This is a genomic window from Tenacibaculum haliotis (genome assembly GCF_025215075.1).
GTDB classification, from domain to species: domain Bacteria; phylum Bacteroidota; class Bacteroidia; order Flavobacteriales; family Flavobacteriaceae; genus Polaribacter; species Polaribacter haliotis_B.
Genome location: NZ_JAOBTH010000026.1, coordinates 192,056 through 207,615 on the forward strand (window position 1 = coordinate 192,056; position 15,560 = coordinate 207,615).

The 15,560-nt window shown below is 28.3% G+C and carries 13 protein-coding genes; 7 read left to right on the top strand and 6 right to left on the bottom strand.

Translation table 11 applies throughout. The features are described 5' to 3' along the window. The first annotated feature begins 11 nt into the window (after positions 1–11). Together N2251_RS07005 and N2251_RS07010 are read left to right on the top strand one after the other, a co-directional pair. Complete coding sequence (locus tag N2251_RS07005; protein WP_260586032.1) at positions 12–1,721, top strand: phospho-sugar mutase; 1,710 nt, start codon at positions 12–14, stop codon at positions 1,719–1,721. Next, positions 1,722–3,554, top strand: coding sequence for an ABC transporter ATP-binding protein (locus N2251_RS07010; RefSeq protein WP_260586033.1), 1,833 nt, complete (start codon positions 1,722–1,724; stop codon positions 3,552–3,554). It begins immediately after the preceding gene. A 48-nt stretch (positions 3,555–3,602) separates the two neighbouring features. Here N2251_RS07010 and N2251_RS07015 read toward each other — a convergent pair whose 3' ends face one another. Beyond that, positions 3,603–5,024, bottom strand: coding sequence for a CCA tRNA nucleotidyltransferase (locus N2251_RS07015; RefSeq protein ID WP_260586034.1), 1,422 nt, complete (start codon positions 5,022–5,024; stop codon positions 3,603–3,605). 174 nt (positions 5,025–5,198) lie between these two features. On the opposite strand from N2251_RS07015, the gene pseB reads away from it, so the two are divergent. From pseB to pseI, 5 genes are read left to right on the top strand one after another with little or no spacing between them, the layout of a single operon-like run. Beyond that, a complete protein-coding gene (gene pseB, locus N2251_RS07020; RefSeq protein WP_260586035.1) occupies positions 5,199–6,230 on the top strand; it encodes a UDP-N-acetylglucosamine 4,6-dehydratase (inverting) in 1,032 nt (343 codons plus the stop codon). A 2-nt stretch (positions 6,231–6,232) separates the two neighbouring features. Continuing rightward, the gene (pseC, locus tag N2251_RS07025; protein WP_260586036.1) at positions 6,233–7,381 is read left to right on the top strand and encodes a UDP-4-amino-4,6-dideoxy-N-acetyl-beta-L-altrosamine transaminase; all 1,149 of its coding nucleotides are present in this window, start codon (positions 6,233–6,235) and stop codon (positions 7,379–7,381) included. Next, positions 7,374–8,081: a pseudaminic acid cytidylyltransferase gene (pseF, locus tag N2251_RS07030; RefSeq protein ID WP_260586037.1), complete on the top strand. Its 708-nt coding sequence runs from the start codon at positions 7,374–7,376 to the stop codon at positions 8,079–8,081. Before pseC ends, pseF begins: the two co-directional genes overlap by 8 nt. Next, entirely contained in the window at positions 8,059–9,522 is a 1,464-nt protein-coding gene (pseG, locus tag N2251_RS07035; protein WP_260586038.1) for a UDP-2,4-diacetamido-2,4,6-trideoxy-beta-L-altropyranose hydrolase, read from the top strand. Before pseF ends, pseG begins: the two co-directional genes overlap by 23 nt. Further along, complete coding sequence (gene pseI, locus N2251_RS07040) at positions 9,519–10,538, top strand: pseudaminic acid synthase (protein WP_260586039.1); 1,020 nt, start codon at positions 9,519–9,521, stop codon at positions 10,536–10,538. The genes pseG and pseI overlap by 4 nt, the downstream gene beginning before the upstream one ends. Position 10,539: 1 nt before the next feature. Here pseI and N2251_RS07045 read toward each other — a convergent pair whose 3' ends face one another. From N2251_RS07045 to N2251_RS07065, 5 genes are all read right to left on the bottom strand, one after another. Next, positions 10,540–11,106 carry an L-threonylcarbamoyladenylate synthase gene (locus N2251_RS07045; protein WP_260586040.1) on the bottom strand — a complete coding sequence of 189 codons (567 nt, stop codon included), beginning with the start codon at positions 11,104–11,106 and terminating at the stop codon, positions 10,540–10,542. After that, on the bottom strand, positions 11,091–12,035 hold the full coding sequence (locus N2251_RS07050; protein ID WP_260586041.1) for a polysialyltransferase family glycosyltransferase: 945 nt from the start codon (positions 12,033–12,035) through the stop codon (positions 11,091–11,093). The genes N2251_RS07045 and N2251_RS07050 overlap by 16 nt, the downstream gene beginning before the upstream one ends. Before the next feature lie 52 nt (positions 12,036–12,087). Beyond that, entirely contained in the window at positions 12,088–13,080 is a 993-nt protein-coding gene (locus tag N2251_RS07055; protein WP_260586042.1) for a glycosyltransferase family 2 protein, read from the bottom strand. Positions 13,081–13,675: 595 nt separating this feature from the next. Then, complete coding sequence (locus tag N2251_RS07060) at positions 13,676–14,641, bottom strand: stealth family protein (protein ID WP_260586043.1); 966 nt, start codon at positions 14,639–14,641, stop codon at positions 13,676–13,678. A gap of 11 nt (positions 14,642–14,652) precedes the next feature. Then, positions 14,653–15,468 carry a 2,3,4,5-tetrahydropyridine-2,6-dicarboxylate N-succinyltransferase gene (locus tag N2251_RS07065; RefSeq protein ID WP_260586044.1) on the bottom strand — a complete coding sequence of 272 codons (816 nt, stop codon included), beginning with the start codon at positions 15,466–15,468 and terminating at the stop codon, positions 14,653–14,655. Between the last annotated feature and the right edge of the window lie 92 nt (positions 15,469–15,560).

Genomic DNA, 15,560 nt, shown 5'->3' on the forward strand with positions numbered 1-15,560 from the left:
TAATTTAACATATGCAAGAGATTTTAAACAAAGCAAAATTATGGTTATCTGATACGTTCGATTCAGAAACTAGAAAAGAAATTCAACAACTAATCGATACTAATTCTAATGATTTAGCAGATCGTTTTTATAAAAATTTAGAATTCGGCACAGGCGGAATGCGCGGAATTGTTGGCGCAGGAGTTAACCGAATAAACAAATATACCTTAGGTAAAGCAACACAAGGATTAAGTAATTACTTACATCAAACGTATCCTAATAAAGAGATAAAAGTAGCTATTGGCTACGATTGTCGCCACGATAGTAAATGGCTATCAAAAGTAGTTGCTGATGTATTTTCGGCAAATAATATTAAGGTATTTCTTTTTGAAGACTTACGCCCTACTCCCGAATTATCATTTGCGGTAAATCATTTAGGTTGCGATGTTGGTATTGTATTAACAGCATCTCATAATCCGCCAGAATATAACGGTTATAAAGTATATTGGTCTGACGGAGGACAAATTGTACCGCCACAAGACACAGGTATTATTGATGAAGTAAATTCATTAGCTTATACTGATGTTAATTTTAACGCCAATGAAGATTTAATTTCAACTATCGGTAATGAAGTTGATGAAGCTTTTTGGCAAGCATCAATTAAAAACGGGACCTTTGATGTAAAAGGACGTGAAGATTTAAAAATTGTTTTCACCAATTTACATGGAACGGCGATTAAGTTAATTCCTGAAGTTTTAAAACGTGCCGGTTATACACAAGTTCATATAGTTAAAGAACAAGCAGAACCTAACGGAAGTTTCCCTACGGTAAAATCACCAAACCCTGAAGAGCCTGAAGCTTTAAAAATGGCTGTTGATTTAGCAAATGAAGTTGATGCCGATATTGTTTTAGGAACCGATCCTGATTCTGATAGAATTGGTATTGCTGTGCGTGATTTAGATGGAAACATGAAATTATTAAACGGAAATCAGACCATGAGTATGATGACCGATTTTTTAATTAATGATTGGAAAAATAAAGGCAAATTAAACGGAAAACAATTTGTAGGTTCTACGATCGTTTCTACCAATTTAGTAAACGAAATTACTGCTTCTTACGATGTTGAAACCAAAGTTGGTTTAACTGGTTTTAAGTGGATTGCTAAAATGATTAAAGATTACCCTGAGTTAGATTTTATTGGTGGTGGTGAAGAAAGTTTTGGTTATATGGTTGGTGATTTTGTTCGCGATAAAGATGCAGTTACCTCTGCCCTATTGGCTTGTGAAATAGCCTCAAATGCAAAAGCAAATAATAGTTCTTTTTATGAAGAATTGTTGGCGTTATATACACGTCATCATTTTTATAAAGAACACTTAATTGCTATTGTTAAAAAAGGAATGGATGGTGCGCAACAAATCAAACAAATGATGGTTGATTTACGTAAGAATCCGTTTACTGAAATAGACAATGCTAAAGTGGAGTTTTTATACGATTATGAATCATCTATAAAAAAGAATTTAATTACAGGTGAAGAAACAGTTATGGATATTCCGAAATCTAACGTGTTGATTTATCAAACTACAGATGGCACAAAAATAGCTGCTCGCCCTAGTGGAACAGAACCTAAAATTAAGTTTTATTTTAGTGTAAAATCAAAATTAGATACGTTAGAAAATGCTGTAGCTATTGAAAAAACACTAGATGTAAAAATTCAACGAATTATAAAAGAATTAAATTTATAAATGAATTATTTAAAACGTTTTTTTAAATACGCAAAACCCTATAAATCATTAGGAATATTAAGTATTATCCTTAATGTTTTGTATGCTTTATTTACTACATTGTCTTACGTTATATTAATGCCTACTTTAAATATATTATTTGGAGCAACGCCTAAAATATATTTAAAGCCCATTTATAAGGGTTTTAGTGAATCATTAAACAAAGACTACCTAAGTGACTTATTAAATTATTACGTTACTTATACTAATGAGAATTATGGACAAGAAACAACATTACTATATGTAGTAATAGCTGTAGTTGCGGTTTTCTTGCTAAAAAATTTGTTTGGCTACTTGGGGCAATTAGCTATGGTTTTTCTAAAAAATAATGTATTAAAAGATCTAAGAGTAATTATTTACAATAAAATAATAACGCTTCCATTAGCTTTTTTCTCAAATCAAAACAAAGGAGACATTATAGCTCGTAGTACAAATGATGTTAATACAATTAACAACTCATACCTTAATTTAATTATAACTTTTATTAGAGAACCATTAAATATTGTTTTTACATTATTTTTTATGATTTCGACAAGTTGGGAGTTGTCTATTTTTATTTTTACGTTCATTCCTATTTCTGGTTTAGCTATTTCATTTATAAGTAAAAAAATAAAACAACAATCTGGTGAAATTTCTGAAAAAATTGGAGGTCTTTTAAGTATTCTAGAAGAAAGTATTTCTGGTTTAAAAATTATCAAAGCATTTAACGCTGAAGAATTATTTTCTTCAAAATTTAATACTCAAACAGAAGACATTCGATTATTGTCTAATAAAATGAGTAAAAAAGAAACGCTGGCAAGTCCTATGAGTGAATTTTTAGGGGTAATTACTATTGCTGGCCTTCTTTGGTATGGTGGTAAAATGGTTTTGATTGATGAAACGTTATTGGGAGGTACTTTTATCGGTTTTATGGCTGCTGCATATAACATACTCACGCCAGCTAAGGCAATGGCTAAAGCTAATAATAATATTAAAATAGGAAATGCTGCAGCACAAAGAATATTTGATGTTATAGATACTGAAAACGAATTAATAGATATTAATAACGCTAAAGAATTAACTGATTTTAATAATACAGTTGAATTTAAGAACATCTCTTTTATGTATGATAACTCTTATGTGCTAGAGAACTTTTCATTAACAATACCTAAAGGTAAAACAGTTGCGTTAGTAGGACAATCTGGAAGTGGAAAATCTACACTGGCAAACCTAATTACTCGTTTTTATGATGTTAATAAAGGGGATATACTTATAGACGGAAATAATATAAAAAATATTTCTAAAAAATCTTTAAGAGGCTTAACAGGTATTGTTGCACAAGATTCAACCTTATTTAATGATACTATAGCTAATAATATAAAATTAAGTAAACCTTCTGCGACAGAAAAAGAAATTAAAGATGCAGCTATTATAGCAAATGCTGAAGAATTTATTAAAGATTTACCTTTAAAATATAATACAATAATAGGTGATCGTGGTAGCTCACTTTCTGGAGGACAACAACAAAGAATAGCAATTGCCAGAGCTGTTTTAAAAAATCCTCCTATTATGATTTTAGATGAAGCTACTTCTGCCTTAGATACCGAATCAGAGCAATTAGTTCAGGTAGCTTTAGAAAAAATGATGAAAAACAGAACGTCTTTAATTATTGCACATCGTTTATCTACTATTCAAAAGGCAGATAAAATTGTTGTAATGAAAAAAGGAAAAATTGTTGAACAAGGTAAACATGAAGAATTACTTACTAAAAAAGGAGAGTATTTTAAACTTGTTACTATGCAATCATTAGCATAAATAAAAAAGGGAAGTTTTTAAAAACTTCCCTTTTTTATTTATAATTTCTTAATTATTTTTTAAACCGAGCTTCTTACCTTTTTCTATCATATATTGATAACAAGCTTCATGTTCATTAGGGATTTCACCTTCTAAAATAGCTTCTTTTATTGCTTCTTTAATCTGGCCAATCTCTCTACAAGGTGATAAATTAAACTCTTTCATAATTTCTTCTCCAGTAATTGGAGGTTGAAAATTACGAACTTTATCTCTTTCTTCTACTTCCTTAATTTTTTCACGAACAAGTTGAAAATTTTTATGGTAGCGATTAAACTTCTTAGGGTTTTTAGTAGTAATATCAGCCTCACATAATGTCATTAAACTATCAACATCTTCGCCGGCATCAAAAACTAATCTTCGAACAGCCGAATCTGTTACATCGCTTGCTAAAACAATTGGTCGTGAACTTAACATTACCATTTTCTGAACAAATTTCATTTTGTTATTCAATGGCATTTTTAAGCGCTTAAATAATTTAAAAACCATTTTAGAACCTACAAATTCATGTGCATGAAAAGTCCAACCTTGTTTTTTATGATAACGCTTTGTTGGTGCCTTACCAATATCATGTAATAAAGCAGCCCAACGTAACCAAACATCTTGAGTATTTTCTGATATATTATCAACAACCTCTAAAGTATGGTAAAAATTATCTTTATGCTTTTGTCCTTCTACCTCTTCTACTCCTTTTAATGCTGTTAATTCAGGAATAATTTGTTCTAAAAGTCCTGTTTGCTCTAAAAGCAAAAACCCTACAGATGGTTTAGATGATTCTAATATTTTATTTAACTCAACAATTATTCGTTCTTTGGTAATAATGTTTATTCTTTTAGCATTCTTCGCAATAGCGCTTAAAGACTCTGCTTCAATTACAAAGTTTAATTGAGAAGCAAAGCGAATAGCACGCATCATACGAAGTGGATCATCAGAATAGGTGATATCAGGATCTAAAGGTGTTTTAATTATTTTAGCTTCTAAATCTGACATTCCATCAAAAGGATCTAACAATAAACCAAATGATTCTTTATTTAAACTTAAAGCTAATGCGTTGATGGTAAAATCACGCCTGTTCTGATCGTCTTTAAGTGTGCCTGGTATTACTTCCGGGTTTCTACTATCTTCAGTATACGATTCTTTACGAGCACCTACAAACTCAATTTCAACATCTTTAAAACGCAACATTGCTGTTCCGTATGTCTTAAAGACCTGAACTTTAGGTTTGTTTGGTAATAAGGATGCTACTTTTTCTGCAAGTTCAATCCCGCTACCAACTGCAACTACATCAATATCTTTTGCAGTACCTCTTTTTAAAATAAAATCTCGTACAAAACCACCAATCACATAACTTTCTAATTGTAATTCTTCGGCTGCTTTGTTTATATATTGAAATATTTCAGCAGAAATTGCTTCTTTAAAATATTGTTCTTGCATCTAATTATTCTCATTTATCTAAACTTGTTATATAACAAGTTTTGCCGGCAAATTTACCATAATTTAAATTATACAAAAATTGATTTGGCTATTTCTTAAATTACGTACATTTAAAAGTTATAAAATATGTATTTTTACCAACTATCAAATTTACATTTTTGAATAAATAATTTTATGCTAAACTTAAATAATCAATCCATATTAATCACTGGTGGTACAGGCTCTTTTGGTAAAATGTTTACTAAATTAATTTTAAGTAGATTTCCTGACGTAAAGCGACTTGTAATTTTATCAAGAGATGAGCAAAAACATTTTCAAATGGCTCAAGAATTTCCTGAAATAGAATACCCTCAAATCCGTTATTTTATTGGTGATGTAAGAGATGTTAAAAGGTTAGAAAGTGCTTTTGAAGATATTGACATTGTAATTCATGCTGCGGCAATGAAACATGTTCATTTAGCTGAATACAACCCAATGGAATGTATTAAAACAAATATAAATGGTGCTGAAAACGTTATTGATGCCGCATTAAGATGTGGTGTTAAAAACGTAGTTGCTTTATCTACTGATAAAGCCGCCGCACCTATAAACTTATACGGAGCTACAAAGTTAACTTCTGATAAATTATTTATAGCTGCTAATAACATTAAAGGAAAAAGAGATATTAAATTTTCTGTAGTTAGATATGGAAATGTAATGGGGTCAAATGGTTCTGTAATGCCCTTTTTCTTAAATAAGAAAAAAGGGGGCGCGTCTTTTTTACCAATTACTGATAAGAGTATGACACGTTTTAATATATCATTAGAAGACGGTTGTGAAATGGTTTTTTATGCTATCGAAAAAGCATGGGGAGGAGAAGTTTTTATACCTAAGATACCATCTTACAACATTGTAGATGTAGCAACCGCTATTGCACCAGAATTAGAACAGAAAATAATAGGTATTAGGCCCGGTGAGAAATTGCATGAAGAAATGATTACTTCATCAGACTCATTTACTACACTAGACTTAGGGAAATACTATGTTATATTACCACAAAACTCTCCGTATTCAACTTATACTATAGAAGAATATCAAAAAGCTTTTAATGGAAGTCTAGTACCCAAAGGTTTTTCTTACAATTCAAATAATAATACTCAATGGGAAACTGTTGAAAGTTTAAGATTATTAGTTAAAGAGCATGTAGACCCTAATTTTAAAATATAAAAATGGCATTTAATATTCCTTACGGACGACAAAGTATAGAGAAAGATGATATTGCTGCTGTTGTAGAAACCTTACAAGCAGATTTTTTAACCCAAGGTCCAAAAGTTAAAGAATTCGAAGATAAGTTTGCTAAATATGTGGGTGCAAAATATGCTTTAGCTGTAAATAATGCTACTTCTGGTTTGCATTTATCAGTTTTAACTATGGGTTTAAAAGAAGGAGATCGTGTTATTACAACACCTATTACTTTTGCTGCATCTGCAAACTGTGTACGTTTTGCTAAGGGAGAAGTTTGGTTTGCAGATATTGACCCAAATACCTATTTATTATCAATAAAAAGTGTTCGCAAGTTAATTGAAAGTAAGCCTAAAGGTTTTTTTAAAGGAATTATTCCTGTTGATTTTGCAGGGTTACCTATTAATCTAGAAGCGTTTAAGAAACTAGCTTATGAACATAATTTATGGATTATTGAAGATGCTTGCCATGCCCCTGGAGGATATTTTACAGATTCTAATAATAAAAAACAACATTGTGGTAATGGAAGTTATGCAGATATTGGCGTTTTTTCATTTCATCCTGTAAAACATATTGCTTGTGGTGAAGGAGGAATGCTAACTACTAACTCTGAAGAAATTTATAAAAAACTATCACTTCTTAGAACCCATGGAATTACTAAAGAAAACATGAAAGAAAATCATGGTGGTTGGTTTTATGAAATGCAAGAACTAGGCTTTAATTATCGTTTAACTGATTTTCAATCTGCATTAGGAATAACTCAATTGTCTAAAAATAAGGTCGGTGTTATAAAAAGAAATAAAATTTCGGATGCTTATAAAAACGCCTTTCAAGGAAAAATAAAGTTTCAATCTTTACCTCAAGGAACTTATAATGCGCACCACTTATTTATTATCGAAGTTGAGGATAGAAAAGGGTTATATGATTATTTAAGAAGTCATACTGTTTTTGCTCAAATACATTATATACCTGTACACAAACTACCTTATTATCAGAAAATAGGCTATAGTAATGCAGATTTATCTAATGCTGAAAATTATTATTCAAAATGTATTAGCTTACCTATGTTCCCTAGTTTAACTGAAGAGGAACAACAATTTGTAATCAATAAAGTTTTGGAATTTATTAATGACTAGAATCGCTATTATACCCGCACGAGGTGGAAGTAAACGAATTCCTAAAAAAAACATTAAACCTTTTTTAGGAAAACCTATTATAGCGTATTCGATAGAAGCTGCTATAAATAGTAATTTATTTGATGAAGTCATTGTTTCTACTGATGATTCTGATATTGCAAAAATAGCTAAGCAATACGGAGCTGTAATTCCATTTTTAAGAAGTCAAAAAAATTCTGATGATTTTGCAACAACGTTCGATGTTATTCAAGAAGTTTTAAACTGGTATAATAATAAAGGATTTAATATAGAAACTGCTAGTTGCATATATGCCACTGCTCCTTTTATTACAAGTAATTTACTTTTAAAAGCTTATCAAAATTTAATTAACAATGAATTTGATACTGTTTTTCCTGTAATTCGTTTTAGCTTCCCTATTCAAAGAGCAATTAAAATGATTAATCATAATGGAAAGATGGCTTTATTTCAACCAGAGCACTTAAATACTAGATCTCAAGATCTGGAAACTGCGTATCAAGATGCTGGTCAGTTCTATTTTTTTAGACCTAAAATAGTTCTAGAAAAGAAAAAAATTTGGACCGATAATTCTGGTATTATAGAAATTAATGAGTTACAAGCTCAAGATATTGATACAGAAACAGATTGGAAGCTTGCTGAATTAAAATATAAAATTCAAAATGATGAAGAAACTTCTTTTTAGAGCAGATGGAAATCCAAAAATTGGGCTGGGTCATTTATATCGGCTTTTTGCGCTAGTAGAACTCTATAAAGAAAAAATAGATTTTGTTTTCGTTACTAAGGAAAATTCTACCATAAAAGTAATACCTGAAGACTATGAAGTTGATACCATTATTAATAATATTGATATAATAAATGAACCCAATTGGCTTTCTAAAAAATACCTCCCTAATGAATATATAATAATAATAGATGGTTATCAATTTACACAAGATTACCAAAAAAAATTAAAATCCTTGGGCTATACTATTATGTATATAGATGATTTAATCACAAATCATCAATATGCAGATATTATTGTTAATCATTCTGAAGGTTTGCAAGAAGAAAGTTATACCGCCGAATATTATAGTTTATTCGCTTTAGGAACTCAATATGCCATATTAAGGCCTTCTTTTTTAGAAGCTACAAGAAAGAAAAGATTAATATATAATATAGACACCGTTTTTGTTTGTTTTGGAGGTGCAGATATGTATGATTTAAGCTGTAAAGCGACAAAAGCATTACTTCTTTTTTCTAAATTTAAAAAAATACATATTCTATTGGGTGGTGCTTATAAGCACAAACATATATTTGAGTTACAAGAAAATAATTCTAATATTTATATTCACCAAAATTTACAAGAAAAAGAAATTGTGTCAATAATGGAGCAATGTAATTTAGCAATTGCCCCTGCTAGCACAACATTATATGAATTATGCGCTATTCAAATGCCTATTTTATCAGGTTATTTTGTAAAAAATCAGCTAAACATCTACAATTCTTTTTTAAAGAAAGGAGCAATATATGGTTGTGGCGATTTTTCAAATTATAGTATTCAAGATTTCTTTGAATCAATTCAAAAAATAACAAAACTAAAGGAGTACAATTCTTCTTTAAAAATTCAACAAGAACTATTTGACAGTCAAATTAGTAATCGTTTTCTTCAATTATTAAATTATGCTCATCTATCGATTAGAAAAGCATCAAAAAATGATATGTTACAAGTTTATAACTGGTCAAATGATTCTATAGTAAGAAAAAACTCTTATGATTCTAAACCTTTAATATTAGAAAATCATAAAAAATGGTTTACTTCTAAAATAAAGAATGAAAAGACTTTATTTTATATCATTGAATATAATTCTATTCCGGCTGGAATGGTACGATATGAAAGAGAAGAGCACCATTCTGTTGTAGGCATTACAATCGCTGAAGAGTTTAGAGGCCGAAAATTGGCTCCTTTATTTTTAATAAAAACAGCTAAAAAATATTTTCATAAATTTGAAAAACCTATTCTTGCTTACATAAAAAAAGAAAATACTCCTTCTATTAAATCTTTCAAAAAAGCTGGTTATCAACTTTATAAAGAAGAGTCATTTAACGAGATAGACAGTTATATATATAAATTAGAGAAAATATGATTCCAACAGATAAATGTTTTATAATTGCTGAACTCTCAGCAAACCATAACGGAAGTAAGGAAGTTGCTATAGAAACTATTAGAGCTGCAAAAAGAACTGGTGCTGACGCTATTAAATTTCAAACTTACACTGCTGATACCATCACTTTAGATTCTAAAAAAGAAGATTTCAAATTAAAACAAGGAACCATTTGGGATGGGATGTTTTTACATGATTTATACCAACAAGCATATACTCCCTGGGAATGGTTTAAAGACCTATATACTATTGCTAGAGAAGAAGGTCTTGTTGTTTTTTCTTCTCCTTTTGATAAATCGGCAGTAGATTTATTAGAATCTCTAGATAATCCTATTTACAAAATAGCTTCTTTTGAAATTACAGATATTCCTTTAATTGAATATGCAGCAAAAACAATGAAACCTATTATAATTTCTACAGGGATAGCTACAGATGAAGATATTCAGTTAGCCGTTAACACTTGTAGAAATGTTGGTAATAAAGATATTACTTTATTAAAATGCACATCTTCATACCCTGCACCAATAGAAGAAGCTAATTTGGTAATGATAAAAGACTTGAAAGAACGTTTTAATGTAAAAGCTGGACTTTCTGACCATACTATGGGTATTATTACGCCCATAGTTGCTGTTACATTAGGAGCTACTGTAATAGAAAAACATTTTATTTTAAATAAAAAAATTGGAGGACCTGATGCTTCTTTTTCTCTAGATGAAACTGAATTTACTGAAATGGTAAGTGCTGTTAGAGCTGCAGAAAAAGCTAATGGAAAAATTAGTTATCATTTAACTGATAAAATGAAAAGTGGAAGAGAATTTTCTCGTTCTTTATATATTACTTCTGATGTGAAAAAAGGAGATATTTTAACAGAAAAAAATGTACGTTCTATCAGGCCTGGGTTTGGCTTACACCCTAAATATTATAGAGAAATTTTAGGTGCAAAATTTAATAATGATTTTGAGAAAGGAACAGCTCTTAAAAAAGAGCATTTTGAATAATTTATTTTCTCAACGTAATTATCACGTTGTCTTCCGTAATTTTTAATATGGTAGACGGCTTATTGTTTAAATTTACTTCACTAATATTAACTATATAATCTACATTTTTTTTAATTTCATCAGAAATATAATTAAAAGATTTCGGGGTCTCTCCCCCACTAATATTAGCTGAAGTAGATACAATTGGTTTTCCAAATTCCTTTATTAATTGTATACAAAAATCATTATTTGGTATTCTAATAGCAATCGTATTATCTATAGCAATTGTATTTTTTGCTAGATTTTTAGGGTTATTATATATTATTGTGGTTGGTTTTATTGATTGTTCTAATATATCTATAGCTATTTTAGGAACAATTTTAATATACTCCTTTAGCATTTCTATAGAAGAAACCAAAATAATTAAACTCTTAGACTCTTCTCTTTTCTTTATTTTATATATTTTTTGAACAGCATGAAAATTTGTTGCATCACATCCAATTCCCCAAACAGTATCTGTTGGGTATAAAATTGTTTTTCCTTTATTTAAATTAAACAATAAATTTCTTAATTCTAAATCTGAATCCACTTTTCGGTAATCTTTTTATCTAATTTTAAATCAATTCTACTACTCAAGGACTTAACAACTTGCCCTGTCATACTTGCATAAAAGCCTAAAGAAGAAAGATAAACATAAACTAAGATATTTTTATGTGTAAAAAAAACATTTTCTAGAATAATAGCTTGTGGTATTTCTATAAACTCTAATTCTTTCTCATTATTAAAAATATTTAAAATTCTTTTTTTCTCTTTTATGTTCTTAAGCCTTAAATGTTCAGGGTGCCATTTAAAATAAATTTTATTTTTATCTTCCTTTTTTACATCTTCTATAATAACTTTAAGTAAAGAAATTGACTCGTCTAAACTAATTTTATTAAAAGAAACTAAACCATCCAAAATTATAATTACACTCTTTTTTTCGATAATATAATTACATTTTATTTCATCAGGTTTGATTGGTAAAATTATAGTCGAAGGACTATTTAAAAAGGCTTTATCACTTATTGTATAACAGCTTTTAAATTTTTTATGCTTGAAATCTAACCATTGTAACTTTTTTCTTAATTTTAAACATCTTAACAAAGAATAAAATTTTATTTTAAAAATTGAACTAGAAAAATTGTAAGCTAACAGTCCTTCTTCTATGTAATTGTATTCTTTACAATTACCACTACTAATTAAAGCTAATATTCTTTTTTCTTTTGACTGAGGTATAAACAATTTATATTCAAAATTTAAAATATTTAACCATTTATTATAAAATTCTTCATAATTGAATTCATTAGTCATAATATTATCTTCAATCCTGATTTCTTTTATTTTATAAATATTATTTGGTAAAATATAACCTCTAAATAAAATAAAAACACATTTATTACTGTCAATATTTAGATTCTTTATTATTAAATTTGACAATAGAAACGTTATATTACTATGTATCCAAAATACATTTTTCATTTATTTTTATCTTTACTTAATCTACTATAAAAAAAACATCAACTAATGTTTATTATAATCCTGTTAACTTTAAAAATTTTTTAAAAATTTTTGGTTTATGTAGAATTAATAAAACTGGAAGATATAAAAGTACTCCAAAACTTAATGGTTTAATTTTAGTTAAAGTTTCTTTTAAGTATTCATTTACTTTACTCTCATAAAATTTATACTCATCGTCATTCATATCAAATAACCGTATCATTTCTTTCTTCGATTTAAAAAGTTTTTTAGTGTTTAAAATTTGTATTTTATTAAAATTTATTAAGTTTTCCTTATTTAAATTTATAAAAATTGTTTGTTCATGAATACCTCCGATTAAATCTAATTCTAAATCTATACTTTTCTTATTTTTTGCTGTTATATTATTATCATGTTGCAAATAATTAAGTAACCACAAATCTATTTTAACAATAACATCCGTTTTTTCAAAAACTTTAAACATAGTATACATGTCTTCATATTTCTTTCCTAGTGGAAATTTTAAGTCCTTAAAACATTCTATTTTAAATAACTTCCCCCAGGCATAACTCCTTATATTCTTATCCATAAATAAGTTTGATAGAGCTTCATATTTACTAAAGGCTTTTATTTTCCCAGAATTATATTTTGTTCTAGCTTTTTTATGTCTAGCAACAGATTTACTTTCATAAGTAATATTAAATTCACAAATAGAAATATCTGCATTATATTTTTTTAAAACAGAATATAATCGCTCTAAATACTGTGATTCCAACCAATCATCAGAATCTAAGAAAGTTACATATTCACCTGTAGCAATCTTGAGCCCTTCATTTCTTGCACTAGAAAGGCCTTTGTTTTCTTGAGACAACAATTTATAATTAAATTTACCACTTATAAACTCTTTACATATATTTAATGAATTATCCTTAGAACCATCATTAATCAAAATGACTTCAAAATTTTTATATGTTTGGTTCTCTATTGACTCTAAACACTTTCTTAAATATTTTTCTGTATTATATACAGGTACTATTATACTTATCATAAATTTAAAATAGGTTTTAGTTTTCTATAAATAATTGCAATTATCTACATAAAATTTTACCGTTATATAATACTCTTTTAAGAGCATTATTCCACTACGTTTTCTTGTTGTTACTTTTACTTTTTCCAATAATTAATACACCAGTAAATTGGATATCAACTGTTACATTATATTTTTATCATTATAAAAAACCTTCTTTTTAATTATTAGGGGGCCTTCTAAAAGAACTAAAAACCAATTTATAATAATTTATATCAATTCCAAGAAAGGAAACGAATAAATATGTTTTTTGCTTTTTTTAACTTCTTAGTCACACAAACAATAAAAACTGTACGAATTATTTTTTTTTGATCTAATAGTATTCCAACTTTTTGGTTTTTCAATTGAAAAATTTATAGTTTTATCTTGCTCTCTATAAAACTTAATAATTAATAAAGTATTAGTTATTTCTAATTGTTACATTACTCCTAGTATTTCCAGTAGCATTCAATATAAAAAAGATTTCACTCTATGAATTAGAATAAAACATCTAATTATTTACTTTATAGTAACAATAATACGTTGTTGAAATGTTTTTAACAGCTACTTCCATTTTTTAAAGTTCTTGTACAAAATTTGAATCTAATTTTTTATCTATCCATTTTAATAAAAACTTCAATTTAATACTACTAGCATTTTCTAAATTTTGCAAACATAAGAATAATACTTTTTCACCTCTTAATTCAGATTTAAATACTTTTTTTAATATACTAAACCAACTATACCTATGCGTGTAGAACAAAGCCAAATCACTTTTCAAAAAACAAGAATTATTTTTTAGCTCTATGTGATTTACTATACCTTGAAGCAAAAATTGATTTTTATGTCTAAACTTATATTTTAGGTTTCTTTCTAGTAATTCTGGCTTTTTATCAAATAATTTTTCAATTGTAGATTTTCTTAAAGGGTATGGTGTGTGATTAATATCAAAATACTTATCAAATCCTATTAATTTTGCAGAATCTTCCTTTACATGCCTGTAACTAAACACCCTTTTCTTTTTTCTATAATATAACATTTTTTGGTACCATACATTTTCATCAAAATCCTTCCACCTACCTCTTAATACAGGGAAAGAATTTTTAAAAAAATCATTAGATTGAGTTTTATTTATTAAGAAAAAATCATCATTAAAATATATAAAATGCTCTGAAAGATTTGGGATCCTATAAAGCATTGTTTCTATCGTCTGAGAATTAAAAGTAGGTAGGTACTCTTCATAACCTCTAAAAATAGTTTTATGATCTATAAGTTCTAAATTAACATTTAAAGCTAAAGCTTTTATTTTTAATTTATCAAAATTTACCGGCTTTTGATTATCAGTAACTACATATATGTTTTTTATGAAATTTGCAAATTTAAGTATAGAAGTAATAGATATTTCTATTTCATTTATAGAGTTGTATCTTGTTGACTCTTTTTTATTTTTCCAATCAATTTTTTTGTCTAAATATTGATTTATCTTATTCCTCCATACTTCGTCTGAACTATCAACCCAAGTTAAAACTGCATCTATTTGCATAAAATATATTTTTAAACCGCTACATCATACTCTCTAAGAGCATCGTTTAAAGAAGTTTTTTTATTGGTACTTTCTTTACGCTTACCTATAATTAATGCACAAGGTACTTGGTACTCACCTGCAGCAAATTTCTTTGTATAACTACCAGGTATTACTACTGACCGTGCTGGAACAACTCCTTTTGTTTCAATAGGCTCACCACCAGTTACATCAATAATTTTAGTACTCATTGTTAATACAACATTGGCTCCTAAAACAGCTTCTTTTTCTACTCTTACTCCCTCAACAACAATACAACGAGAACCTATAAAAGCTCCATCTTCTATAATTACCGGTGCCGCTTGTAATGGCTCTAAAACACCACCAATTCCTACTCCGCCAGATAAATGTACGTTTTTACCAATCTGAGCGCAAGAACCTACTGTTGCCCATGTATCCACCATCGTTCCTTCATCCACATAAGCACCAATATTTACATAACTAGGCATTAAAATCGTTCCTGCAGAAATATAAGCTCCATGTCTTGCAACTGCATTTGGCACAACACGTATACCTTTTGCTTTATAATTTCTTTTTAACGGAATTTTATCATGATACTCAAAAATACCAGCTTCTAAAGTTTCCATTTTTTGAATAGGAAAATACAATACCACTCCTTTTTTAACCCATTCGTTTACTTGCCATCCATTGGCTTTTGGTTCTGCTACACGTAACTCACCAGCATCTAATAAATCAACAACTTTTCTAATTGCATTAATCGTGTTTTCTTCTTTTAATAAATCACGATTATCCCATGCTTTTTCTATAATATCTTGTAATTCTGTCATTTCTATAATTTTTTACAAATATAAAATCTCTAATTCAATATAATGCGAAGATACATTTTTTAAACAGATGCTTGTAGCATGTTTAAAATCTG

What these genes read in the sequence shown, in the direction of transcription:
- pseB (WP_260586035.1), top strand. Translation starts at nt 5,199, where the DNA reads ATGCTAAACTTAAATAATCAATCCATATTAATCACTGGTGGTACAGGC.
- pseG (WP_260586038.1), top strand. Translation starts at nt 8,059, where the DNA reads ATGATGAAGAAACTTCTTTTTAGAGCAGATGGAAATCCAAAAATTGGG.
- pseC (WP_260586036.1), top strand. Translation starts at nt 6,233, where the DNA reads ATGGCATTTAATATTCCTTACGGACGACAAAGTATAGAGAAAGATGAT.
- N2251_RS07010 (WP_260586033.1), top strand. Translation starts at nt 1,722, where the DNA reads ATGAATTATTTAAAACGTTTTTTTAAATACGCAAAACCCTATAAATCA.
- pseI (WP_260586039.1), top strand. Translation starts at nt 9,519, where the DNA reads ATGATTCCAACAGATAAATGTTTTATAATTGCTGAACTCTCAGCAAAC.
- N2251_RS07065 (WP_260586044.1), bottom strand. Translation starts at nt 15,468, where the DNA reads ATGACAGAATTACAAGATATTATAGAAAAAGCATGGGATAATCGTGAT.
- N2251_RS07055 (WP_260586042.1), bottom strand. Translation starts at nt 13,080, where the DNA reads ATGATAAGTATAATAGTACCTGTATATAATACAGAAAAATATTTAAGA.
- N2251_RS07060 (WP_260586043.1), bottom strand. Translation starts at nt 14,641, where the DNA reads ATGCAAATAGATGCAGTTTTAACTTGGGTTGATAGTTCAGACGAAGTA.
- pseF (WP_260586037.1), top strand. Translation starts at nt 7,374, where the DNA reads ATGACTAGAATCGCTATTATACCCGCACGAGGTGGAAGTAAACGAATT.
- N2251_RS07015 (WP_260586034.1), bottom strand. Translation starts at nt 5,024, where the DNA reads ATGCAAGAACAATATTTTAAAGAAGCAATTTCTGCTGAAATATTTCAA.
- N2251_RS07050 (WP_260586041.1), bottom strand. Translation starts at nt 12,035, where the DNA reads ATGAAAAATGTATTTTGGATACATAGTAATATAACGTTTCTATTGTCA.
- N2251_RS07005 (WP_260586032.1), top strand. Translation starts at nt 12, where the DNA reads ATGCAAGAGATTTTAAACAAAGCAAAATTATGGTTATCTGATACGTTC.